The sequence below is a fragment of the Streptomyces sp. NPDC037083 genome, assembly GCF_055606485.1.
The window spans coordinates 65,715-88,048 of the sequence record NZ_JBVJSQ010000019.1 but is presented as its reverse complement, the minus strand read 5'-3'; the positions used below and the strand labels follow the sequence as shown (position 1 = coordinate 88,048).

At 73.4% G+C, this 22,334-nt stretch carries 19 protein-coding genes; 6 read left to right on the top strand and 13 right to left on the bottom strand.

What is annotated here, in order from left to right; translation table 11 throughout:
* Positions 1–77: 77 nt before the first annotated feature.
* The 7 genes from ACZ7DE_RS37315 to ACZ7DE_RS37285 form a co-directional block, all read right to left on the bottom strand.
* Positions 78–257, bottom strand: a complete 180-nt coding sequence (locus tag ACZ7DE_RS37315; RefSeq protein ID WP_470768837.1) for a hypothetical protein — start codon at positions 255–257, stop codon at positions 78–80.
* Between the two features lie 63 nt (positions 258–320).
* On the bottom strand, positions 321–1,016 hold the full coding sequence (locus ACZ7DE_RS37310) for a hypothetical protein (RefSeq protein WP_470768872.1): 696 nt from the start codon (positions 1,014–1,016) through the stop codon (positions 321–323).
* Between the two features lie 361 nt (positions 1,017–1,377).
* Positions 1,378–2,175, bottom strand: coding sequence for a type III pantothenate kinase (locus tag ACZ7DE_RS37305; RefSeq protein WP_327316982.1), 798 nt, complete (start codon positions 2,173–2,175; stop codon positions 1,378–1,380).
* Positions 2,176–2,191: 16 nt separating this feature from the next.
* Positions 2,192–3,187, bottom strand: coding sequence for a carboxylating nicotinate-nucleotide diphosphorylase (gene nadC, locus ACZ7DE_RS37300; RefSeq protein ID WP_470768836.1), 996 nt, complete (start codon positions 3,185–3,187; stop codon positions 2,192–2,194).
* A gap of 5 nt (positions 3,188–3,192) precedes the next feature.
* Positions 3,193–4,908 (bottom strand): L-aspartate oxidase, encoded by a 1,716-nt coding sequence (locus tag ACZ7DE_RS37295; protein ID WP_470768835.1) that lies wholly within the window; start codon positions 4,906–4,908, stop codon positions 3,193–3,195.
* Entirely contained in the window at positions 4,905–5,897 is a 993-nt protein-coding gene (panC, locus tag ACZ7DE_RS37290) for a pantoate--beta-alanine ligase (RefSeq protein WP_470768834.1), read from the bottom strand. The genes ACZ7DE_RS37295 and panC overlap by 4 nt, the downstream gene beginning before the upstream one ends.
* Positions 5,894–6,859, bottom strand: coding sequence for a Rossmann-like and DUF2520 domain-containing protein (locus ACZ7DE_RS37285; RefSeq protein ID WP_470768833.1), 966 nt, complete (start codon positions 6,857–6,859; stop codon positions 5,894–5,896). The genes panC and ACZ7DE_RS37285 overlap by 4 nt, the downstream gene beginning before the upstream one ends.
* Before the next feature lie 269 nt (positions 6,860–7,128).
* Between ACZ7DE_RS37285 and ACZ7DE_RS37280 the strand changes: the two genes are divergently transcribed.
* Both ACZ7DE_RS37280 and ACZ7DE_RS37275 read left to right on the top strand, forming a co-directional pair.
* Positions 7,129–8,307: a threonine aldolase family protein gene (locus tag ACZ7DE_RS37280; protein WP_470768832.1), complete on the top strand. Its 1,179-nt coding sequence runs from the start codon at positions 7,129–7,131 to the stop codon at positions 8,305–8,307.
* 264 nt (positions 8,308–8,571) lie between these two features.
* Positions 8,572–9,678, top strand: a complete 1,107-nt coding sequence (locus tag ACZ7DE_RS37275; RefSeq protein ID WP_470768831.1) for a DUF5937 family protein — start codon at positions 8,572–8,574, stop codon at positions 9,676–9,678.
* Positions 9,679–9,792: 114 nt separating this feature from the next.
* On the opposite strand, the gene ACZ7DE_RS37270 is transcribed toward ACZ7DE_RS37275, so the two are convergent.
* From ACZ7DE_RS37270 to ACZ7DE_RS37260, 3 genes are all read right to left on the bottom strand, one after another.
* Positions 9,793–10,425 carry an AAA family ATPase gene (locus ACZ7DE_RS37270; protein ID WP_470768830.1) on the bottom strand — a complete coding sequence of 211 codons (633 nt, stop codon included), beginning with the start codon at positions 10,423–10,425 and terminating at the stop codon, positions 9,793–9,795.
* 50 nt (positions 10,426–10,475) lie between these two features.
* The gene (locus ACZ7DE_RS37265; protein WP_470768829.1) at positions 10,476–11,144 is read right to left on the bottom strand and encodes a response regulator; all 669 of its coding nucleotides are present in this window, start codon (positions 11,142–11,144) and stop codon (positions 10,476–10,478) included.
* A gap of 101 nt (positions 11,145–11,245) precedes the next feature.
* Positions 11,246–12,451 (bottom strand): sensor histidine kinase, encoded by a 1,206-nt coding sequence (locus tag ACZ7DE_RS37260; protein WP_470768828.1) that lies wholly within the window; start codon positions 12,449–12,451, stop codon positions 11,246–11,248.
* 132 nt (positions 12,452–12,583) lie between these two features.
* On the opposite strand from ACZ7DE_RS37260, the gene ACZ7DE_RS37255 reads away from it, so the two are divergent.
* A complete protein-coding gene (locus tag ACZ7DE_RS37255) occupies positions 12,584–13,708 on the top strand; it encodes an SAM-dependent methyltransferase (protein WP_470768827.1) in 1,125 nt (374 codons plus the stop codon).
* 65 nt (positions 13,709–13,773) lie between these two features.
* Here the strand turns inward: ACZ7DE_RS37255 and ACZ7DE_RS37250 are convergent, their stop codons facing one another.
* Positions 13,774–14,925, bottom strand: a complete 1,152-nt coding sequence (locus ACZ7DE_RS37250; RefSeq protein WP_470768826.1) for an NADH-quinone oxidoreductase subunit D — start codon at positions 14,923–14,925, stop codon at positions 13,774–13,776.
* 31 nt (positions 14,926–14,956) lie between these two features.
* On the opposite strand from ACZ7DE_RS37250, the gene ACZ7DE_RS37245 reads away from it, so the two are divergent.
* A complete protein-coding gene (locus ACZ7DE_RS37245) occupies positions 14,957–15,469 on the top strand; it encodes a PH domain-containing protein (RefSeq protein ID WP_470768825.1) in 513 nt (170 codons plus the stop codon).
* Between the two features lie 176 nt (positions 15,470–15,645).
* The gene (locus ACZ7DE_RS37240; RefSeq protein WP_470768824.1) at positions 15,646–16,998 is read left to right on the top strand and encodes a PH domain-containing protein; all 1,353 of its coding nucleotides are present in this window, start codon (positions 15,646–15,648) and stop codon (positions 16,996–16,998) included.
* 30 nt (positions 16,999–17,028) lie between these two features.
* Here the strand turns inward: ACZ7DE_RS37240 and ACZ7DE_RS37235 are convergent, their stop codons facing one another.
* A complete protein-coding gene (locus ACZ7DE_RS37235; protein WP_470768823.1) occupies positions 17,029–18,846 on the bottom strand; it encodes a hypothetical protein in 1,818 nt (605 codons plus the stop codon).
* A 282-nt stretch (positions 18,847–19,128) separates the two neighbouring features.
* Positions 19,129–20,256, bottom strand: a complete 1,128-nt coding sequence (locus ACZ7DE_RS37230; protein WP_470768822.1) for an alpha/beta hydrolase — start codon at positions 20,254–20,256, stop codon at positions 19,129–19,131.
* Between the two features lie 235 nt (positions 20,257–20,491).
* Here ACZ7DE_RS37230 and ACZ7DE_RS37225 point away from each other — a divergent pair, with 235 nt between their 5' ends.
* A complete protein-coding gene (locus ACZ7DE_RS37225; protein ID WP_470768821.1) occupies positions 20,492–22,303 on the top strand; it encodes a phosphatidylglycerol lysyltransferase domain-containing protein in 1,812 nt (603 codons plus the stop codon).
* Positions 22,304–22,334 lie beyond the last annotated feature (31 nt).

Below are 22,334 nucleotides of genomic sequence, written 5' to 3'. Positions count from 1 at the left end.
AGCAAACGGAACAAAAAGGGCGCGCGGCTCCGAAAGGAGCCGCGCGCCCAGGAAGGTCGCGGAAGCGTCGTGCGCCGTCAGGCGTCGGGGCCCGCGGAGGCCTGGCGGGCGCCGTCCGCGCGCGCGAGCGCGGCGTCGACGACCGCGTCCTCCTTGGCCTTGTTGGCCCCGCCCTGGGTCTTCACGATCACCCTGATCAGGCCGATGAAGAACACGGCCATGACGACGGGGGGCACGAGCGCGGAGACGTAGTCCATGGATCCAGGGTAGCCAGGCGGGGACGGGACATCGGGGCGGGGTGCGCGCGGCGGGCGTCCGGGTCAGCCGACGGCCAGCCGCTCCTGCTGCGGGTCGGCGGGCGGCGGGGTCGGTTTGCGGCGCGGGAAGACCTCGCCGGGCGTGGGGATGGGCCGGCGGGCGGGCTCGGGGGCCGGCTTGGCCGGGACGGGCCCCGGGCCGGGCGCGGGCGCGGCCGGCTTCTCGGCGGGCTCCTTCCGCGGTGTGCGGCCCGGCCCCTCGCCCGGGTCCTCGGCGGCGAAGGCGAGGAGGGTGCGGCCCGGGTCGGAGAGGCCCCCGGGAAGGGCCTGGAGCCGCTTGCGGGACGCCGGGACGGTGGGCGTGGCCCGAGAGGCCCGCTGGGTCGCGCGGCGCGCCAGACGGGCGCGTACGTCCTCTTCGGCGAGGACCTGGCAGCGGTCCAGGAGGGCGGCGGCCGTCGGGTTGCCGCGCAGGGCGCGCAGCGCGGCGAGGTCGTCCGGGTCGGGCCGGTATCCGGTGGCCAGCACCTCCTCCAGGAGCGTCAGATAGCCGGCTGCGGTGCCGGGGAGGGCCGCGCGGTACCGGCCGAGGTCGGCCACCAGGAAGGCCCGCAGCCGGGCGGCCTCGGCCATCGCCTCGTCGAGCGACTCGGCGAGGCGATGACAGTCCTGGACGTCCTCGGCGGAGACGGGGCCGGGGTGGAGGGCGATGGCGAGGGCGCGGCGGAGCACACGCAGCTCCTCCGCGCCGAACGCCATGCCGCCGCGGGATCCGTATGGCGTGGGCATGCGGCGACGATACGCGCTAATCAGACAAATTCGACATAGGGGGCGGTGCGGCGCGCCCGGATCCGCCCTGGTGGCCCACCGCGGACCCATCCCGTCAGCCGTCTCGCCGCCCGCCTGCTTCCCCGCTGGCCGGATCCGGTCCGGCCGGTCTGCCTGGCCGCCCGCCCGCGGTGTCGAGGGCCCACGGGTCCGCTCTCGCCGACCCGCCGACCCGCCTGCCCCATCCGGCACGGCTGCCGGTCTGCCCGTCTGCCGGTTGCCGACCTGGTCGCCCGAGGGGACGGGCGCGTCGGGCCCCGCCCCCTGGGGGCCTCGTGGTCGGCCTTCGTGGTCACATGCGTGAGACGTTCCGCTCGTACACCAGGCGCAGACCGATCAGCGTCAGCCACGGCTCGTGCTCGTCGATCACCGAGGACTCGCCGAGCACCGTCGGCGCCAGCCCGCCCGTGGCGATCACCGTCACGTCGTCCGGGTCGTCCGCCAGCTCACGGGCCATCCGGGTCACCACGCCGTCGACCTGGCCGGCGAACCCGTAGACGATGCCGGACTGCATCGCCTCGACCGTGTTCTTGCCGATCACGCTGCGGGGCCGGGCGAGCTCGATCTTGCGCAACTGGGCGGCCTTGACGCCGAGCGCCTCGACGGAGATCTCGATGCCGGGGGCGATGACGCCGCCGACGTACTCCCCACGCGCGCTCACCGCGTCGAACGTCGTCGCCGTGCCGAAGTCGACGACGATCGCCGGACCGCCGTAGAGCTCGTTCGCCGCGACGGCGTTGATGATGCGGTCGGCGCCGACCTCCTTGGGGTTGTCGAACAGGATCGGCACGCCCGTCTTGACGCCGGGCTCGACGAGCACGGCGGGCACGTCGCCGTAGTAGCGGCGCGTCACCTCGCGCAGCTCGTGCAGCACGGAGGGCACGGTCGCGCAGATCGCGATGCCGTCGATGCCGTCGCCCAGCTCGTCCCCGAGGAGCGGGTGCATGCCCATCAGGCCCTGAAGCAGCACGGCCAGTTCGTCCGCTGTGCGGCGCGAGTCGGTGGAGATCCGCCAGTGCTCGACGATGTCCTCACCGTCGAACAGGCCGAGCACGGTGTGCGTGTTGCCCACGTCGATCGTCAGCAGCATGGCCGGTTCCCGTTCCCTACTCAGCCGCTCGCAGATCCAGACCGATGTCCAGGATCGGCGAGGAGTGCGTCAGGGCCCCCACGGCGAGGAAGTCCACGCCCGTGTCGGCGTACGCCTTGGCGTTGTCCAGGGTCAGCCGGCCCGACGCCTCCAGCAGGGCCCGCCCGCCGACGATCCCCACGGCCTCCGCGCACTCGCCGGGCGTGAAGTTGTCCAGGAGGATCAGGTCGGCGCCGGCGTCGACCACCTCGCGCAGCTGGTGCAGGGTGTCGACCTCGACCTCGATCGGCACGTCCGGGAAGGCCTCCCGGACGGCCTCGAAGGCCTGGGCGACGCCGCCCGCGGCGACCACGTGGTTGTCCTTGACCAGGGCCGCGTCGGACAGCGACATGCGGTGGTTGACGCCTCCGCCGCAGCGCACCGCGAACTTCTCCAGGGAGCGCAGCCCCGGCGTCGTCTTGCGGGTGTCGCGCACGCGCGCCTTGCTGCCCTCCAGGACGTCCGCCCACGCGCGCGTGGCGGTGGCGATGCCGGAGAGCCGGCACAGCAGGTTGAGCGCGCTGCGCTCGGCGGTGAGGAGGTCCCGCGTGCGCGTGGTGACCGACAGCAGCGGCTGCCCGGCCTCCACGCGGTCGCCGTCCTCCACGTGCCGCTCGACCTCGAACTCGTCCGTGCAGACGACGGAGACGACCGCCTCGGCGATCCTGAGGCCCGCGACCACGCCCGCCTCGCGCGCGGTGAAGTCGGCGGTGGCGACCGCCTCCTCCGGAATGGTCGCGACGGTCGTCACGTCGACGCCGTGCGCCAGGTCCTCCTGGATGGCGACGTTGGCGATGTCCTCGACCTCGACCGGGTCGAGCCCGGCGTCGGTCAGAAGCTGGGCGAGCGCGGGGTCGAGCCCGCACTCCAGGTACTCCTCGTCGGTGAATTCGGCGTCTGCGTCGGCGCCGCAGGCACAGCCGTCGCCGCAGCCGCCGCTCCGGGCGAGGGGAAGGTCGTCGGGGGTGCTCACGTCTGTCACTGCTCCTGGTGGTGCTGCCGGGTCGGGGGGAAGTCTGCGGTATCCGTGGTGTGTACGGCGAGCGTGCGGTCCGGATTCAGTCGTACGACGATGTGACGGCGCCACTTCGCGTCGTCGCGGTCGGCGTGGTCCTCGCGCCAGTGGCAGCCGCGGGTCTCCTCGCGCTGCCGGGCCGCGGCGACCAGGACGCGCGCGACGCACAGGAGGTTGGTGGCCTCCCAGGTGTCGACGCCGGGCTCGGCCGTCTTGCCGTTCTCGTCGAGGGCGTCGCGGGCCTCGGAGTGCAGCCGCTGCAGCTGGTCGGCGGCCTTCTCCAGGGACTCGGCGGAGCGCAGGACGCCCGCGCCGTCGGTCATCGCCCGCTGGATGGCGAAGCGCGCCTCGGGGGCGAGCAGCGGGTGCGCCGGCTTCTCGGGGCGCTCGACGGGTGCGGGGACACGCGCGTGGAGTCCGTCGCCCGCCCGGCTCGCGGCGATGTCGGCGACGATGCGCTCCGCGTAGACCAGCCCTTCCAGGAGCGAGTTGGACGCGAGCCGGTTCGCGCCGTGCACGCCGGTGCAGGCGACCTCCCCGCACGCGTACAGGCCCGGCACGGTCGTACGGCCGTGGGAGTCGGTGCGCACGCCTCCGGAGGCGTAGTGGGCGGCCGGGGCGACCGGCACGGGCTCGGTGACCGGGTCGATGCCGTGGGCGCGGCAGGCGGCGAGGATCGTCGGGAAGCGGTGCTCCCACATGTCGGCGCCGAAGTGCCGGGCGTCGAGGAACATGTGCTCGGCGTCCTGCTCCTGCATGCGCCGCATGATGCCCTTGGCGACGATGTCCCGGGGCGCGAGCTCGGCGAGCTCGTGCTGTCCGACCATGAAGCGCACGCCGTCCGCGTCGACCAGGTGGGCGCCTTCGCCCCGCACGGCCTCGGAGACGAGGGGCTGCTGGCCCTCCGCGTCCGCGCCGAGGAACAGCACGGTCGGGTGGAACTGGACGAACTCCAGGTCGGAGACCTCCGCGCCCGCGCGCAGGGCGAGCGCCACGCCGTCCCCGGTGGACACGGACGGGTTGGTGGTGGCGGAGAACACCTGGCCCATGCCGCCGGTCGCGAGGACGACCGCGGGGGCGTGCACGGCGCCCACGCCGTCGTGCTGGCCCTCGCCCATGACGTGGAGGGTCACGCCGGCGGTGCGGCCGTCGGCGTCCGTGAGGAGGTCCAGGACGAGTGCGTTCTCGACGGTGCGCAGGCCACGCGCGCGTACCGCCTCGACGAGCGCGCGGGAGATCTCCGCGCCGGTCGCGTCGCCGCCCGCGTGCGCGATACGGCGGCGGTGGTGACCGCCCTCCCGGGTGAGCTGCAGGCGGCCTTCCTCGGACTCGTCGAAGTGGGCGCCGGTCGCGATCAGCCGGCGCACCGCGTCGGGGCCCTCGGTGACCAGGATCCGTACGGCTTCCTCGTCGCACAGGCCCGCGCCCGCCACCAGCGTGTCGTCCAGGTGCTGTTCGGGTGTGTCGCCCTCGCCCAGGGCCGCGGCTATGCCGCCCTGCGCCCAGCGGGTGGAGCCGTCGTCGAGGCGGGCCTTGGTGACGACGACCGTCTTCAGGCCGGCGGCCTCGCAGCGCAGGGCCGCGGTCAGGCCGGCCACGCCGGAGCCGACGACCACGACGTCCGCGTCGATGTTCCACCCGGGCGCGGGCGCGTGCAGTCGTATGCCTGTGCTGGTCACGAGGCGGCTCCGAAGGTGAGGGGGAGGTTGTCGATCAGCCGGGTCGTGCCGACCCGGGCGGCGACGGCGAGGACGGCCTCGCCGGTGAAGTCGTCCTCGATCTCGGTGAAGTCGGACGGGTCGACGAGGGCGAGGTAGTCCAGTTCCAACGGCGGGACGAGGCGGACCGCCTCGTCGAGGATCATGCGGGCGGCCGCGCGGACGGCCGCGGGGTTGCCGGGGGCGGCCTTGGCGACGGCGTGCGCGTCGGCGGCCGCCCGGGACTCCCCTATGGCGCTGAGCGCCTCGGCACGCGCCTGGGTGGCGGGCACTTCACGCGCGCGTGCCCGCAGCGCCTCCTGCGCGGCGTGCCGGTCACGGCCGGCGAACAGCGCCTGGGAGAGCGCGAGCGCGGTGCGGCGCTCCTCACCGGACAGATAGCGGTTGCGGCTGGACAGGGCGAGCCCGTCCTCCTCGCGCACGGTCGGCACGGCGACGACCTCCACGCCGAAGTTCAGGTCCCGCACCATGCGGCGGATCAGGGCGAGCTGCTGGGCGTCCTTCTGCCCGAACAGGGCGGCGTCCGGCCGGGTGAGGTGCAGCAGCTTGGCGACGACGGTGAGCATTCCGTCGAAGTGCCCGGGTCGGGAGCTGCCCTCCAGACGCTCTCCCATGGGGCCCGCGGTGATGCGGACCTGGGGCTCTCCGCCGGGGTAGACCTCGTCGACGGACGGGGCGAACACGACGTCCGCGCCCGCCTGCTCGGCCACCTTGAGGTCGGCGTCGAGGGTGCGCGGGTAGCGGTCGAGGTCCTCGCCCTTGCCGAACTGCAGCGGGTTGACGAAGACCGTGACGACGACCTCGCCGTCCGGCCCGGCGAGCCGGCGGGCGGTGCGCACGAGGGTGGCGTGCCCCTCGTGCAGGGCGCCCATCGTCATCACGACGGCCCGACGGCCGCCACGCGTGCGTGCGTGGAGTTCGTGGGCGGTGCGCAGCAGGGCGGTGGTCATCCGGCGTCTCCTTCGGTGCCGTTCGGGCCGGGAGCACCAGGGGCGCCTGGGACGCCGTCGGCTCCGTCTGCGAGCACCCCGAGCAGGTCCTCGGCGAGTTCGGGCTTGAGGAGTCCGTGGGCCAGCGCCCGGTCGGCGGTCGCCCGGGCCATCGCCAGATAGCCCGCTACGGCCTGCGGGGCGTGCTCGCGCAGCTCCGCGACGTGTGCGGCGACCGTGCCCGCGTCCCCGCGCGCGACCGGGCCGGTGAGCGCGCCGTCGCCGGAGCGCAGGGCGTTGTCCAGGGCGGCGCCGAGCAGCGGGCCGAGCATTCGGTCGGGGGCCTCGACGCCGGCCACCCGCAGCAGCTCCATGGACTGGGCGACCAGCGTGACCAGGTGGTTGGCGCCCAGGGCGAGGGCCGCGTGGTAGAGCGGGCGGCTCTCCTCGGCGATCCACTCCGGTTCGCCGCCCATCTCGATCACCAGCGCCTCCGCGGCCAGCCGCAGCTCGTCGGGCGCGGTGACGCCGAAGGAGCAGCCGGCGAGCCGCTGGACGTCCACGGGCGTGCCGGTGAACGTCATCGCCGGGTGCAGGGCCAGGGGCAGCGCGCCCGCGCGCAGGGCGGGGTCGAGGACCTTCGCGCCGTACCGCCCGGAGGTGTGCACGAGCAGCTGGCCCGGTCGGACGGCCCCGGTGTCGGCGAGGCCCTCCACGAGGCCGGGCAGGGCGTCGTCGGGGACGGTGAGCAGCACCAGGTCGGCGCGCCGGAGCACCTCGGCGGGCGGCACCAGGGGCACGTCGGGCAGCAGGAGCGCGGCTCGTCGCCTGGAGGCGTCGGAGACTCCCGACACGGCGACCGGGCGGTGCCCGGCGAGCTGGAGGGACGCGGCCAGGGCGGGTCCCACCCGGCCGGCGCCGACGACGCCGACGGCGAGCCGCGCGGGGCGGTCCCTGGGGTCTGGTTGCTGGGCTGTACTCACTCGACGGCGGCCTTCCGTTCCAGTCCGCTCCGGGTACCGGACGATTTCTCGTCATGTTAACGCGATCGGTTCGAGGGGCGGCCGGTTGTCCACAGGCTGTGGGCTTTCCCACCCGCTTCCGCCCCTGTCCCCGCAGACCGGCAGCCGCCGCGGCAAGGGCCCTGACATGGGACGGCACATGGGACAGGACATGCGCTGTGACAAGGGCTGTGACAAGGGCTGTGACATGCGGGTGTCCGTGGCCGGCCGCCGCACGGCATCATCCGGGCATGACGTACGCGGCGGAGCACAGCGAGGAAGAGTCGGCGCAGCAGCGCCTGCGGAAACGGCGGGCCACGGCCCACCGCGAGGCGGAACGCGTCCTGTGGCACGGGGGGTTCCGGGGGACGCTGCGCGACCGGCTCGCGCAGCTGCAGGAGGCCGCGCCCCAGGTCCACGACCTGGACGAACCCGCGGACGTGTACGGGGACGGAGTCGTGGAGACCCTGGAGAGACGGGTCGCCGCACTGCTGGGGACGGAGGCCGCCGCGTTCTTCCCGACCGGCACGATGGCCCAGCAGGTCGCCCTGCGCTGCTGGGCCGGCCGCACCGGCAACCCGACGGTCGCACTGCACGCGCTGAGCCACCCCGAGGTGTGGGAGCGGGGCGCGTTCGGCGCCGTCAGCGGACTGCGCACGGTCCGGGTGACGCGCGAGCCCCGGTCGCCCACGGCCGACGAGGTGCGCGCCTTCGAGGAGCCGTTCGGCGCGCTGATGCTGGAGCTGCCCCTGAGGGACGCCGGTTTCGTGCTGCCCTCCTGGGAGGAGCTGACCGAGGTCGTCGAGGCGGCCCGCGAGCGCGACGCGGTGGTGCACTTCGACGGCGCGCGCCTGTGGGAGACGACCCACCACTTCGGCCGCACCCTGAGGGAGATCGCGGACCTGGCGGACAGCGTCTACGTGTCGTTCTACAAGTCCCTCGACGGCTTCGGCGGCGCCGCGCTGGCCGGCCCGAAGGCGCTGGTGGAGGAGGCGAAGACATGGCGGCACCGCTACGGCGGAACGGTCTTCCAGCAGTTCCCCACCGCGCTGTCGGCACTCGTCGGGCTGGAGCGGGAACTGCCCCGGCTGCCCGAGTACGTGGCCCACGCGCGCGTGGTGGCCGCCGCGCTGCGCGAGGGCCTGGCCGAGGCGGACGTGCCGTGGGCGCGCGTGCACCCCGAGGCCCCGCACACCCACCAGTTCCAGGTCTGGCTGCCGTACGAGGCGGACGTGCTCGCCGAAGCGGCGGTGCTCCAGGCCGAGGAGACGAGGACGATGCTCTTCGCCGGCGCCTGGGACCGTGGCGGGCCAGGGCTGTCCTTCACCGAGATAACCGTGGGCGCCGCCGGCCTGGCCTGGACGGCGGACGACGTGAGGGCGGCGGTCGCGGGCTTCGCGGCCCGCCTGGCCCGGGTCCGGACGGCCTGAGCGGACCGGACGGCCTGAGCGGACCGGACGGCCTGAGCAACCGGGCGGACCGCCGGTCACGGGGGAACGGAAACTGGGGGCTGGGGCCTGGGGGTTAGGGCCTGGAGGCTGGGGGCGTCGACGCCGCCCGGGTGCGGCAGGAACGCCGGTCGACGGGCGTCGATTGACGGGTGCCGGTCGGCGGGAGGCGGTCGACGACGGACCGGTTGGCGGCTGCCGTCGAACGACGATGGCGTTGTCAGTGGCCGGGTGCACCATGTGGGCATGAGCCTGAGCATCGACATCGCGGGGCTGCGGCCGGAGAGGGTCGCCGTCGTGCCCTCGCCCCTGGCCGAGCTCGGCATGGCGCTGCACGCGCTGGCCGAGCCGGGGCACCATCCCGGCCTGCAGGGCTGGGTCACCTCCGTCAGCGCCCGGCTCGACTCGCACCTGGCCGACCGGATGTGCGAGGCCGACTTCCTGTGGCGGACGACGTTCTCGGACATCTTCCTGCCGTACGCGGGCATCCCCGGCGGCAGCGCACTCCCCGGCGCCACGCTCGCCGAGGAACTCGACATCCTCGACAAGCTGACGGACGAACAGTTCGTGGACTCCGCACTGGAGTTCACCTGCGCGCCCGGGTACGACCTGCCGAGCCTGAGCCTCCTGTCGCACCCGGAGCTGCGGCACCGCGCCCTCGAGCTGGCCGCCACGCGCGGGCCACGTCAGGTGCGGTTCGCCCGGCGGCTCTTCGAGGACCCGCCACGCGTGCGTGCCTGGCTGCGCCAGTTCCTGGAGGACTGCGACGAGGCGTTCTTCGCCGACGTGTGGGCCCGGGTGCGCCTCCCGCTCGCCGCCGACGCCCGCCACAAGACGGACCTCCTGCGCCACAAGGGCCTGGCGGAGACGCTCGCCTCGGTGTCCTCGGCCGTGACGCTCGACGAGGACGGCGCACGGATCACCGTGGACAAGCTGGTGCAGGGCCGAAGCTCGACCGGGGACGGCGGCCTGCTGCTCGTGCCGACGAGCCTGGGCTGGCCGCACCTGATGGTGCTGCACCGGTACGGCTGGCAGCCGGTGCTGCACTACCCCGTCGGCTCGCCGGAGCTGGCCTCGCCGCCGTCGGTGGAGCAGCTGACGCTGCGGATGACGGCACTGTCCCACCCCGTCCGGATGCGGATCTGCCGTCTGCTGGCCCGCAGCGCCTACACCACGACCGAGCTGGCCCAGGTGCACGGGATGACGGCCCCCGAGATATCCCGGCACCTCGGCCTGCTGAAGAAGGCGGGCCTGGTCACCACGCGTCGGCGCGGCCGGTATGTGCTGCACCAGCTCGACGTGACGGTGGTGGCCCGGCTGGGCAGCGACTTCCTGGAAGGGATACTCCGCTGAGGAGTTGAGCAGCGGAGGCGCCGAGCCCCTGAGGACCGGACACCGGGCTCGGACGCCGGGCTCGGACGCCGGGCTCGGACGCGGGGTCGAAGCAAGACGGTCGTTCCGGGGAGGTCAGTCGAACCGGATGTGCCTCACGCCCACCCCGGCCTGCCGCAGTCGGGTCCGCAGCGCGCCCTCGGTATTGGGCCTGAGCGTCAGCCCGGCCAGCACGGCGATGCGGTCCGCCGTCTTCGGCACGGTCGAGTGGTCCGTCCACAGGTGCTCGGCGAACTCCGGCTCCCGCAGCCTCTCCAGACAGTGGTCGAGCTGCCGGACGGCCCAGCTCTCGCGACGCGGCCCCGCGTACCTGCCCGCGACGAACCCGAGGAAGTGCCCCGGGCCGCGCTCACGCAGCCGCTTCAGCACTGTCCCGCGTTCGGCGAGGAGCGTGAAGTGGCGCACGTCGTGGCCGAGTTCGCGCAGCCGGCCGACGGTCTCGTCGAAGTAGCGGGGGTCGGTGACGGTCATGGGGGCGATGACCACGCCGTCGTGCCCGGCGAGGGCCAGGTCGAGGACCTCGACGACGCCCTGCCGCCAGGCCGTCAGATCCTGGAAGTCCCCGCGCAGGTCGGGCGGCAGCATCCGGCGCAGGCCGAAACCGGCGTGCTCGGGGTCGCAGACGACGCTGCCGGGCAGCCGGCGCCGTATCTCGTGTGCGGTCTGTGTCTTGCCGCCCCCGAAAGGGCCGTTGATCCACAGGAGCATGCGCAGACACTAGTGGCCGCCCGCCTCGCGCACGGCTGGTTCGACCCGGTTCAGAGGCCGCCCGCCCTGACGAGCCCCGTCTCGTACGCCAGGACCACCACCTGGACCCGGTCGCGCAGCCCCAGCTTCGTCAGGATGCGTCCCACGTGGGTCTTGACGGTGGCCTCGGACAGCACCAGCCGGGCCGCGATCTCCCCGTTGGACAGCCCCTGGGCGACCAGCACCATGACCTCGCGTTCCCGCTCCGTCAGCCGCTCCAGCTCCTTGTGCCGGGGCTCCTTGCCGGTGCTCGGCAGCATCGGCGCGAACCGGTCGAGGAGGCGGCGGGTGGTGGAGGGGGCCACCACCGCGTCGCCGCTGTGCACGGAGCGGATGGCGGTGAGGAGCTCGCCCGGCGGCACGTCCTTGAGCATGAAGCCGGAGGCGCCGGCCTTCAGCCCGGAGAAGGCGTACTCGTCCAGGTCGAAGGTGGTGAGGATCAGCACCTTCGGCGCGTCGGGGTCCGCGCAGATGCGACGGGTGGCCTCCACGCCGTCCAGTTTCGGCATGCGGACGTCCATCAGCACGACGTCGACCTCCGTGGAGCGCACCACCTGCAGGGCCTCGACGCCGTCGCCCGCCTCCGCCACGACCTCCATGTCCGGCTGGGCGGCGAGCACCATCCGGAACCCGGTGCGCAGCAGCACCTGGTCGTCGACGAGCATCACGCGGATCGTCATCGAGTCCTCTTCCGTTTCTTCTGTTCTTCAGTGTCCGGCGGACGTTTTCCGTCGGGTGCGCTGGGGGCGTGACAGGTGTCAACAGGGGGCGTGCGTCAGCGTCAATGCGCCGGTTTGAGCGGGAGCAGGGCGCTGATGCGGAATCCTCCGCCGGGTCGCGGGCCCGCGTCCAGGGTGCCGCCCACCATGCCGACCCGCTCACGCATGCCGATCAGGCCGTGCCCGGCGCCGTCGACGCCGCCCTCCTCGTACAGCTCGTGCGGGGCGCCCTTGCCGTCGTCCTCGACGAGCAGGCCGAGACCGTCGTCGAAGTAGACCAGACGCACGCTCGCACCCGCGTTCGGTCCGCCGTGCTTGCGGGTGTTCGTCAGCGCTTCCTGCACGATGCGGTACGCCGTCAGCTCGACGCCGCTGGGCAGCGGCCGTGCGGTGCCCTCGACCTTGAAGTCCACCGGCAGGCCGGAGCCGCGGCACTGCTCGACGAGGTCCTCGATCTGTTCGACGTCCGGCTGCGGCACGTACTCGCCGCCCTCCTGGTGCTCGCCGGTACGCAGCACGCCCAGCAGCCGGCGCATCTCCGCCAGGGCCTGGCGGCCGGTGGAGGAGATCGTCTCCAACGCCTTCTTCGCCTGGTCGGGCGCGGCGTCCAGCACATAGGCCGCGCCGTCGGCCTGCACCACCATCACCGAGACGTTGTGCGCGACGACGTCGTGCAGCTCGCGCGCGATGCGGGCGCGCTCGGCGGCGACCGCGACCTTCGACTGCGCCTCGCGCTCCTTCTCCAGGCGCGCCGCGCGCTCCTCCAGCTGGGCGAAGTACGCGCGACGGGTGCGCATGGAGTCGCCGAGCACCCACGCGAGGGCGAACGGCACCGTCAGGAAGACGATGGTGGCGACCTCGCCCGGCACGGTCGGCTTCTCGTGCGGCCAGCGCAGCTGGGCCACGGTCGCCGCGCTCAGCCCCATGACGAGCGCCAGCCGGGAGGCCCAGCGCGCCCCGTTCGCCGCGACCGTGTAGACGATCACCAGCAGGGCGAAGTCGGCCGCCGTGGTGGAGACGTTCAGCACCAGCTGCGCCAGCCCCAGCGCCGCCGCAAGCAGCAGCATCTTCTCGGGCATCTGCCGACGCAGCGCGATGACCAGGCACAACAGAAAGACAATGGGCACGTACAGCGCCATGGAGTCGGTACCCCCGCGCTGTTCCTGGTCGGCGGTTCCGGCCACGACAGAGATCCCGAACAGGACGAAGGCCCAGAAGCCGTCGACCCCGGTCGGGTGTCTGCGGAGGAAGTCATAGAGGCGCTGCACGTAACCCAGCGTAGGGAAGCCGGATGCGTGCAAGGGTCAACCGGAGGGCCGATCCGGTCCCGGCGCGCGTACTCCGCAAGGTGGATGCCGTGATCACCTGTGCGCCTAGTCTGACCGGGTGGTGGACGACAGGTGGTGGACGAGGTGACCGGTTCGGGCGGGTGGCGCGGCTGGCGGGCGGCCACACAGCGCGCGCTCTACGGCACGGACGACGGCACGGACGCGCCCCGTGTCACGGGCACACCGGGCGGCACGGACGCGCCGGGCGACACGGACGCGCGCGGCGGCTTCTACCGGCGGCCTGAGGGCCCGGCCGGGCACTTCCGCACGTCCGTGCACGCGTCGCCGCTCTTCGCCGAGGCCGTGGCCCGGCTGCTGTGCCGGGTGGACGAGGCGCTGGGCCGGCCCGCGTCGCTCGACTTCGTCGACATGGCGGCCGGCCGGGGCGAGCTGGTCGCCGCGGTGCTGGCGGCGCTCCCCGCCGACGTGGCCGCCCGCACGCGCGCGTACGCCGTCGAGATCGCCGACCGCCCGGCAGGCCTCGCTCACCGGATCGAGTGGCTGCCCGAGCCGCCCCGGGAGGTCACCGGGCTGCTGTTCGCCAACGAGTGGCTGGACAACGTCCCCCTGGAGGTCGCCGAGGTCGACCCCGCGGGCGTGCCGCGACTGGTGCTCGTCCGGGAGGACGGTGCGGAGCGTCTCGGCGAGCCGGTGTCCGGGGCGCAGGCGGAGTGGCTCGCGCGGTGGTGGCCGCTGGCGGACGAGCAGGGGTTGCGGGCGGAGATCGGGCTGCCCCGGGACATGGCGTGGGCGTCCGCGGTGGGGTGCGTCGTACGCGGGCTGGCGGTGGCGGTGGACTACGCGCACTCGGTGGACACGCGCCCCCTGTTCGGGACGCTCACCGGCTTCCGGGAGGGACGCGAGACGGCACCCGTACCCGACGGGTCCTGCGACATCACGGCACATGTCGCGCTGGACGCGTGCGCGGAAGCGGCAGGGGGGTCGCCCGCCACGTCCGGCGCGCGCCTGCTCACCCAACGCGCCGCGCTGCGCGCCCTGGGCCTCACCGGCGCGCGCCCCCCGCTCGCGCTCGCCTCCACCGACCCCTCCGCGTACGTGCGCGCCCTCGCGAGCGCCACCGAGGCGGCCGAGCTCACCGCGCAGGGCGGACTGGGCGATTTCGGCTGGCTGCTCCAGCCGGTCGGCATCCGGAACCCCCTCGACCCGCAGACCGGTCAGGAGCCCGAAGCCGGCTGATCCGCGTCCGTCGGCCCGCTTGCCGGATCCCGCCCTCGGCCCACGTGGCGGCTGCCGCCGTCGGCCTACTTGTCGATGTCCCCCACCACGAAGAACATCGACCCCAGGATCGCCACCATGTCCGCGACCAGCGTGCCCGGCAGCAGCTCGGTGAGCGCCTGGATGTTGTTGTACGACGCCGAGCGCAGCTTCAGCCGGTACGGGGTCTTCTCGCCCTTGCTGACGAGGTAGTAGCCGTTGATGCCGAGAGGGTTCTCGGTCCACGCGTACGTGTGCCCCTCCGGCGCCTTGAGGACCTTCGGAAGCCGCTGGTTGATCGGGCCCGGCGGCAGGTCGGCGAGACGGTCCAGACAGGCGTCCGCGAGGTCGAGCGCGTTGTGCGTCTGTTCCAGGAGGCACTCGAAGCGCGCCAGGCAGTCGCCCTCGGTCCGGGTCACCACCTTCAGGGTGTCCTGCAGCTGCCCGTACGCCAGGTAGGGCTCGTCACGACGCAGGTCGAAGTCGACGCCGGAGCCGCGCGCGATCGGCCCGCTCACGCCGTACGCGTGGACGTGCTCCGGCGCGAGGACGCCCACGTCCCGCGTGCGCCCCCGGAAGATCTCGTTGCCGAGCACCAGGTCGTCGAAGACGTCCATCCGGGAGCGCACGTCGGCGACGGCCGCCCGCGCGCGGGAGGCCCATCCGGCCGGCAGGTCCTCCTTGAGGCCGCCGACGCGGTTGAACATGTAGTGCATGCGTCCGCCGGAGACCTCCTCCATGACGTTCTGGAGGACCTCGCGCTCGCGGAAGGCGTAGAACACCGGCGTGATGCCGCCCAGCTCCAGCGGATAGGACCCCAGGAACATGAGGTGGTTCAGCACCCGGTTCAGCTCGGCGAGCAGCGTGCGCGTCCACACCGCGCGCTCGGGGACCTCCATGCCGAGCATGCGCTCCACCGCGAGGACCACGCCCAGCTCGTTGGAGAACGCCGAAAGCCAGTCGTGGCGGTTGGCCAGCATCACGATCTGGCGGTAGTCGCGCGCCTCGAACAGCTTCTCCGCGCCGCGGTGCATGTAGCCGATCACCGGCTCCGCATGGCGGATGCGCTCGCCGTCCAGCACGAGCCGCAGCCGCAGCACACCGTGCGTGGAGGGGTGCTGGGGGCCGATGTTGAGCACCATGTCGGTGCTCTCCGCGGCACCGCCGATCCCGACCGTGGTCTCCGTCGTAGGAGTCATGGCAACAGTCTCCCCTACGTACGCTGGCCGTATGGAGACGGGGAGCCCGGTGAGCCCGGGGGGCGCGGAGACGACGGCGGCCGGACCTGCGTGGACCGGACTGCCCCCCGGGCTGCTGCGGATGCGGCGACTGTTGCTGGTGGTGTGGCTGGGGGCGGCGGCCGTCGGCGTCGGCCTGCTGCTCGGCCTGCTCGTCGGCCCGGCATGGGCCGCGCTCGCGCTGCTGCCCCTGGCCGGCATCGGCCACGGCTGGGTGCTGCTCGGCCGCAACTGGCGCTCCTGGCGGTACGCGGAGCGGGCCGACGACCTGCTGATCAGCCGCGGTGTGCTGTGGCGCGAGGAGACCGTGGTGCCGTACGGGCGCATGCAGCTCGTCGAGGTCACCTCCGGCCCCGTCGAACGGTACTTCGGGCTGGCCAGCGTCCAGCTGCACACCGCGGCCGCCGCGACCGACGCGATCATCCCGGGCCTGGACCCGACCGAGGCGGAGCGGCTGCGCGACCGGCTCACCGCGCTCGGCGAGGCGCGATCGGCGGGGCTGTGACGACACCGGGCGTCGAGGACGCCGCATCGGACGGACCCGGCGAAGCAGGTGGAACCGAGGTGCCGACCGGGCCCGCCGCAGCGACCGGACCCGCAAAACCGACCGGACCGGCCGAACGGACCGGACCCGCCGGACCCGCCGGACCAGATGGATCCGGCACACCGGACGGACCCGGTGTGCCGGACGGACCCGGTGTGCTGGAGGCGTCCGAGGGGCCCGGCGTCCGCCCGCAGCGGCCCGTCGTCGAGCGGCGCCTGCACCCGGTCACGCCCTTCCGGCGGGCCTGGGCGCCCGTGGCGGTCCTCGCCGGCTGGGCGGTGCACGACCCGAACCAGGCACAGGAACAGCTGACCCGGCTCACCACGACCACCCTGCTGGTCGCGCTCGCCGTCCTCGTCCCCGCAGCCTCCCTCTACGGCTTCCTGACCTGGTGGTTCACCCACTTCGCGGTGACCGACAGCGAACTGCGCATCCGCACCGGTCTGCTGTTCCGGCGCGCCGCGCACATCCGGCTCGAACGCATCCAGGCCATCGACGTCACTCAGCCGTTGCTGGCCCGGATCGCGGGCGTCGCGAAGCTCCGGCTCGACGTCGTCGGCGCCGAGAAGAAGGACGAACTCGCCTTCCTGGGCGAGGAAGAAGCCCGCGCGCTGCGGGCGGAACTGCTCGCGCGGGCGGCCGGCTTCGCCCCGGAGACGGCGCACGAAGTGGGCGAGGCGCCCGCGCGCGAGCTGTTGCGCGTGCCGGCGCGCAAGCTCGCGATCGCGCTGGTGCTGACGGGCGCCACCTGGGGCGCGCTGGCCGCCGCACTCGTCGTGCCACCGGTGCTGTGGCTGGCCACCCACAGCGTGTGGACGGTCCTGGCGACGGGCGTGCCGCTGCTCGGCGCGGCCGGCGCGAGCAGCGTGGGACGGTTCGTGGGCGAATACGACTGGACGGTCGGCGAGTCCCCGGACGGGCTGCGCATCGACCGCGGACTGCTGGACCGTACGCACGAGACGGTGCCGCCCGGGCGGGTGCAGACCGTGCGCGTCGTCCAGCCGCTGCTGTGGCGGCGGCTCGGCTGGGTGCGCGTGGAGCTGGACGTGGCCGGCTCCGCCAACTCCGTGCTCGTGCCGGTCGCTCCGCTCGAGGCCGCGGAGGCCGTCGTCGCGCGCGTGCTGCCCGGGGTGAGCGTCCCGGCCGCGGCCTCGCTGGCGCGCCCGCCGCGCCGGGCCGGTCGGTGCGTGCCGCTGTGGTGGCGGGGCTACGGAATCGCCGTCACGGACGCCGTGTTCGCGGCACGGCACGGACTGCTGCGCCGAAGCCTGGCGCTCGTGCCGCACGCCAAGGTCCAGAGCGTGCGGCTGACGCAGGGGCCCTGGCAGCGCCTCTGGCGGCTCGCGGACGTCCACGTGGACACGGGAGCCGGGAAGACCGTCACGGCCCGGCTGCGGGACGCACAGGAGGCCGCGGAGCTGCTCCGGGGCCAGGCCGAACGATCGCGGACCGGGCGCATGGACGCCCGGCCCGACCGGTGGATGGCGTGACAACGCCGTGCGCGGTGCACGGCAGCGGCGTCAGGAGACGGCGCTGCGCAGCCCCTTGAGGTCGATCACCTCGGTCTCGTCGTGGACGGTCAGGTCGATGACCTGGCCCACCCCGCGCGACGCCTCGTCCAGCGGCTTGAACTCCGCCTCGGACTCGGCCTTGTGCAGCGCCAGGGCCTCCTGGCCGACGACGTCGGCGAGGTCCTCGTTCTGCACCGCCTCCAGCGCGTCGGTCTTCGTGCCGAAGAAGTCGAACCCGCCTTCGGCCGTCTGGCGCCGGACGGGCTCGGCTGCCGGTACGACGGCCACGGCTGTCGGCACCGCGAAGTGCCCGGAGGGCCGCTGCACGGGAGCGCCGGGACGTCGTACGAGCGCACCGGCGTCGGTGTCGGCCGCGGCGGCTGGAGCGGGCGCGGCGACGGGGGCGGCACCACGGCCTGCGCCGGGACCGGGGTCCAGGGGCGGCTCGGGACGTACGTTCCGCATCCCGTCCGCCACCGCGGTGACCTCGGCCTCGACTTCGGTCGAGGCGGCGGTCCGAGCGGCCTCGGCCGGAGCGACCTCTTCGGCTTCGTCCAAGTGCGGCGCGGCGGGGTCGTCGTGCCCCGGCGCGGCTTCCTGCGCGGCCGCGGTCGCGTCGTCCCGAACGGCGCCCGTCGGGGTCATGTCCTGCCAGGTCGCGTCCCGCCAGGTCGCGTCCTGCCGGGTCGCGTCCCGCGGGGTCGTGTTCTGCGCGTTCTCGCCGTCGAGGGTCTCGTCGTGCTCGTTCTCGGCGGCCGGGTGGGGGGCGGCCGCGCGCGCGTGCTCGTCGACCGCCTCGGACTTCCCCTGGGCCTCGTCCTCCTGCGCGGCCTCCGGCTCGCCACCGGCGGCGCCGCCCTCCGCGGAAGCCGCCCGCGCGGGCGCCTCCTCAGTAAGGCCGTCGAGGTCCTCTGCCGAAGCCGTCGCCGTCGCCGGGGTGCCGCCGTCTGCGTCGAACCGCGCCAGGGCCGCCTGCGCCCGCAGGAACAGCTTGGACCCCTCGGGAGAGAACACCGCCTTCGGCTCCTCCCCGGCGGACTCGACGGACTCGGCGGACTCTGCCGACTCGGTGAGCTCGGCGGCCCCAGCCGGTTCGAGCGCGTCGCCCGTGTCCCCCGCCTCGTCCGACTCGGTCCCCTCAGCGCCCTGCGCCGCCTTCCCGTCCGCCTTCGCGGCCTTCCCGCCCGCCTTCGCCGACGCCGTCTCAGCCGGGACCGGCTCCCTGGCCTCGTCCTCCGAGTCGACGACGGCCTCGGTCAAGTTGGATTCGGCGGCCTCCGTGGCTTCTGCGGCCTCGATCTGCCGCGTGCCGACCGCACCCGTCGACTCCGCGCCCTGCGCCCCGCGCGCGGCAGGCAGCGCAGGCGACGGAGCGGCCTCTATCTCGAGCAGACGGCGGCCCTCCAGGGCGCTGGCGCGCTCGGTCTCCGCGGTCGCGTAGCGGCGCAGCAGCGCGGCGTGCTCGTTGCGCAGGCCAGCCAGTTCGGTGCGCTTGGCCCGCAGCCGCTGCTCCAGCTTGACGCGCAGCTCACGGGATTCGTCGAGATCGCTCTCCAGCTCGGCGACACGCTCCTCGAAGCGCCACTCGTCACCGGCACGCGCGCGTGTGAGGTCGGCGACCTGCTTGCCGGCCTGCAGGTCCCAGCGGCGCATCACGACCGCGCCGACGATCGCCGTCGCCGCGGCGGCCGCGGCCAGAACGCGGAGCACTGTCTGCTCCGTGAACACCCAGGGGCCGAGGGCGCAGACAAGGGAGACGCCTGCGATCGCCGAGGGAGGCAGCAGCCTGTGCAAGGGAGGTGAATGGCGGTGACGTCCTCGTGGCATGGCCAGAAACTTACCGCGCGTAGGCGATTGTTGGCCCCCCGCCCCGCAAAAACACAGCCATACCGCAGCCGTACCGCAGCCTTCCCGACGCCTCCCGCCACCTTCGCACTGCTCCACACGGCATCACACGGCATCACACGGCATCAGGAAAGCGGATTCTCACCGAATTCGACGGCAAGCAAGATCATTTCTGGTCCGGTCGGCAGTCCCGGGACACCTCCGCACGTCCCGTCACCACCTCGCCCGCAGCCCCGCAGCCCCGCTACGCCGCTCAGCGGTCACTCAACGATCACTCAGCCGCCCGCTGATCCACTCCAGGGTCGGCGGGATCTCCCGCCGCCAGGTGTTGAAGTTGTGCCCGCCGCTTTCCAGGATGATCGACGAGATCCTGGTCCTGTTCGTGGCCTTCGCCAGGGCTATGAACTTCATCGTGGCCTTGTAGTTGGATTCTCCGACCTTGCTGGTGGTGACGAGCAGTGAGGTGCTCGGAGCGGAACGATTCTTCAGATACCAGAGCAGATCCGCCTCATTGCGCAGCTTCTTGTTCCCGTGGAAGAGGTCGCCGGTGGTCGGGTCGGTAGGCGCCTTGTAGTAGGCCGACAGCCCCGCGCCCGCCGCGTAGGCCTCCGGGTGGTGCATCGCCAGCTTCAGCGCGCAGTAACCGCCGGTGGAGTCGCCGATGATGCCCCAGCTGCCCGGCTTCTTGCCCACCCTGTAGTGGGCCGCCACGGCGTCCGGCAGATCCTTGGCGAAGAACGACTCGGTCTGCGGGCCCCCCGGGATGTCCACGCACTCCGTGTCCCTCGGCGGCGCCACCGTCGGACGCATCATCACCAGGATCATCGGCTGCATGCGCCCGTCCCTGGCGAGCTGCCGCGCGGTGCGCGGGTAGTGCAGCTTGTTGACGAGCGCCTCGGCCGTGCCGGGGTAGCCCGTGAGGACCACGGCCGCGGGGAACGTGCGCGTGCGGTAGGCCGGCTCGAAGTACTCCGGCGGCAGATACACGTAGGCGGGCGTGGCGATGTGCGTCGTACGCCCGCTGATGGCGACCTTCTGGACCTGCCCGCCGGACTGCGGCCGCCCGCTGCCGCCGCCGTCCACGCGCCGTGTGTCGACCACCCGCAGCGGACCCGCCGGGGCGCCGCCCGACGCGTGGTCGACGACGACGCCCTGTTCCGTCTCCTGGCCGAACAGGTCCGCCCAGCTGGCGTAGAAACCGAAGGCCTGATTGGCGGAGAGTCCTATGGACGCGAAGAGCGCCAGCTGTGTGGCGAGCAGCAGCCCGATCCGCCCGCCGACGGCCCGCCAGCTCCGCTTGGCCAACTTCGGCCACAGCCACACCGTGCCGACGAACAGCAGTAGGGCGAACAGCACTGACAGCAGCAGCACTTTGTTGCTCGTGAGACCCATGCGGTGGTTTCCTGCCTGCTCTCCGTCCGGGAACGCGCCCGCTCCCCCGACTCCTTCGCGAGGGCTTGTCCCGGACTTTCCTTAGCCTTTTCAGTGGCTTTGGCGAGATGAGTGAACCTCTCTCCCCAAGACACCGTCCTAGAGGGCGCAATGTCGCCGGATGCCCGAATCGGCACCGGATCCAAGGTCTCTCGCGGAACTACGGGATGCGATGTCTGTCACGGAAGATGCGGAAATGTCGGGCGGGGTTCCGCGCCGATCAAGCCAGGTGCGACGGATAGTGCGAGGTCCGCGCCCTGAGGCCGTTCCCGCCCTCGTCGCCAGGGCATGCGCCCTGGTGGGTCTGCTGGATGTCGCCGCGGGCGTCTTCCCGCGGTTCCGGCACAGCCGTATGCACACCTTCGCCGAGGTGCTTCCCGGCTCGTTCGGGCCGTTCGTGGCCGCGCTGTCGCTGAGCGCCGGCGTCCTGCTGCTGCTGCTGGCCCACGGCCTCAAGCGCGGCAAGCGGCGCGCGTGGCGGGCCGCGGTGGTGCTGCTCCCGGCCGGTGCGGTCGCACAGTTCGTGTACCGCCACTCCGTGGTGGGCGCGATCATCTCGGTCGCGCTCCTGGTGCCGCTCCTGGTGCACCGCGACCAGTTCGCGGCGCTGCCCGACCCGCGCAGCCGCTGGCGGGCGCTCGCCAACTTCGTCCTCATGGGTGCCGGTTCCCTCGGTCTGGGGCTGGTCATCGTCAGCGTCCACCCCAACCGCATGATCGGCGACCCGAGCCTGGCCGATCGCATTACGCACGTCCTGTACGGCCTCTTCGGCTTCGAGGGCCCGGTCGACTACCAGGGCAACACCTCCTGGACCGTCGCCTTCTCCCTGGGCGCGCTCGGCTGGATCACCGCGGTCACCACGATCTACCTCGCCTTCCGCCCCGAGCACCCCGCCGCCCGTCTCACCGAGGAGGACGAGAGCCGTCTGCGCGCGCTGCTGGCCAAGCACGGCCGCCGCGACTCCCTCGGCCACTTCGCGCTCCGCCGCGACAAGGCCGTCGTGTTCTCCCCCAGCGGCAAGGCGGCCGTCACCTACCGCGTCGTCTCCGGCGTGATGCTCGCCAGCGGCGACCCCATCGGCGACGTCGAGGCATGGCCCGGCGCCATCGAACGCTTCATGGACGAGGCCAAGGCCCATTCCTGGACCCCGGCCGTCATGGGCTGCTCGGAGACCGGCGGCGAGGTCTGGACCCGGGAGACCGGCCTGGACGCCCTCGAGCTGGGCGACGAGGCGGTGGTGGACGTGGCGGATTTCTCCCTCGCCGGCCGCGCGATGCGCAATGTGCGCCAGATGGTCAAGCGCATCGAACGCGCCGGTTACGAGACCCGGGTACGGCGCGTGGGTGACCTCGGCGAGGCCGAACTGGAACGCGTCCGGCGCGCCGCCGAGGACTGGCGCGGCACCGACACCGAGCGCGGCTTCTCCATGGCCCTGGGCCGCGTCGGCGACGCCGCCGACGCCGACTGCCTCATCGCCACCGCCCACAAGGCCGACGAGGTCCCCGGCGAGTACGGCGACCTGAAGGCGATCCTGCACTTCGTGCCCTGGGGCCCCGACGGCGCCTCGCTGGACCTGATGCGCCGCGACCGCTCGGCCGACCCCGGCATGAACGAACTGCTGATCGTCGCCGCCCTCCAGGCCGCGCCGAAGTTCGGCATCACACGCGTGTCGCTGAACTTCGCCATGTTCCGCTCGGCCCTGGCCCGCGGCGAGAAGATCGGCGCCGGCCCCGTCCTGCGGGCCTGGCGCGGGCTGCTGGTCTTCCTCTCCCGCTGGTTCCAGATCGAGTCGCTGTACAAGTTCAACGCCAAGTTCCAGCCCCGCTGGGAGCCCCGCTTCGTCGTCTACCGGGCCTCCGGCGACCTGCCCCGCATCGGCTTCGCCGCCATGCAGGCCGAGGGCTTCGTCAACCTCGCCCTCCCCCTGCCGCGCTTCCTGCGGCGCCGCCCCGCACCGGCACGCGCGTGTGCGCACGCCGTGGCGGAGAGAGACGTACGGGCGGCGTAACCGCGCCGCGCCGGTACGGCAGCGATCGGCC

Coding starts and splice junctions, on each gene's coding strand:
- ACZ7DE_RS37315 (WP_470768837.1), bottom strand. CDS start 257: ATGGACTACGTCTCCGCGCTCGTGCCCCCCGTCGTCATGGCCGTGTTC.
- ACZ7DE_RS37310 (WP_470768872.1), bottom strand. CDS start 1,016: ATGGCGTTCGGCGCGGAGGAGCTGCGTGTGCTCCGCCGCGCCCTCGCC.
- ACZ7DE_RS37305 (WP_327316982.1), bottom strand. CDS start 2,175: ATGCTGCTGACGATCGACGTGGGCAACACGCACACCGTGCTCGGCCTG.
- panC (WP_470768834.1), bottom strand. CDS start 5,897: ATGACCACCGCCCTGCTGCGCACCGCCCACGAACTCCACGCACGCACG.
- ACZ7DE_RS37280 (WP_470768832.1), top strand. CDS start 7,129: ATGACGTACGCGGCGGAGCACAGCGAGGAAGAGTCGGCGCAGCAGCGC.
- ACZ7DE_RS37275 (WP_470768831.1), top strand. CDS start 8,572: ATGAGCCTGAGCATCGACATCGCGGGGCTGCGGCCGGAGAGGGTCGCC.
- ACZ7DE_RS37270 (WP_470768830.1), bottom strand. CDS start 10,425: ATGCTCCTGTGGATCAACGGCCCTTTCGGGGGCGGCAAGACACAGACC.
- ACZ7DE_RS37265 (WP_470768829.1), bottom strand. CDS start 11,144: ATGACGATCCGCGTGATGCTCGTCGACGACCAGGTGCTGCTGCGCACC.
- ACZ7DE_RS37250 (WP_470768826.1), bottom strand. CDS start 14,925: ATGACTCCTACGACGGAGACCACGGTCGGGATCGGCGGTGCCGCGGAG.
- ACZ7DE_RS37245 (WP_470768825.1), top strand. CDS start 14,957: ATGGAGACGGGGAGCCCGGTGAGCCCGGGGGGCGCGGAGACGACGGCG.
- ACZ7DE_RS37235 (WP_470768823.1), bottom strand. CDS start 18,846: ATGCCACGAGGACGTCACCGCCATTCACCTCCCTTGCACAGGCTGCTG.
- ACZ7DE_RS37230 (WP_470768822.1), bottom strand. CDS start 20,256: ATGGGTCTCACGAGCAACAAAGTGCTGCTGCTGTCAGTGCTGTTCGCC.
- ACZ7DE_RS37225 (WP_470768821.1), top strand. CDS start 20,492: ATGTCGGGCGGGGTTCCGCGCCGATCAAGCCAGGTGCGACGGATAGTG.